1 protein-coding gene is annotated in these 259 nt (G+C 39.8%); it reads left to right on the plus strand.

All coding sequences use genetic code 11. From position 1 onward, the window contains the following. Positions 1–253: PACE efflux transporter (locus SB725_RS32130; protein WP_410923533.1), on the plus strand; the 253-nt coding region annotated here is incomplete at its 5' end. Between the last annotated feature and the right edge of the window lie 6 nt (positions 254–259).

Consider the following 259-nt stretch of genomic DNA (forward strand, 5'->3'; position numbering starts at 1 on the left):
GTGGGAACGCCGCAGACGTATTGTACGTCGCACGTTATGGATACGCAGTGTTCATGCTTTTGGTTTTGAGGGTGGGCTGGTGTTAATCTGCTTGCCACTTTATATAATTTGGTACGATGTTGGTCTAGTAAAAGCCTTTATGATGGAAGTAGCGCTACTGCTATTTTTCTTAGTTTATACGTTTACGTTTACCTTGATTTTTGACAAGATATTTACTTTACCTCATCATTCTAAACCTGCGACTGCCTCTTAATTAAAG

Origin of the sequence: Pseudomonas sp. SIMBA_041 (genome assembly GCF_046535095.1) — a bacterium.
In the GTDB taxonomy this organism is placed as follows: domain Bacteria; phylum Pseudomonadota; class Gammaproteobacteria; order Pseudomonadales; family Pseudomonadaceae; genus Aquipseudomonas; species Aquipseudomonas mucoides.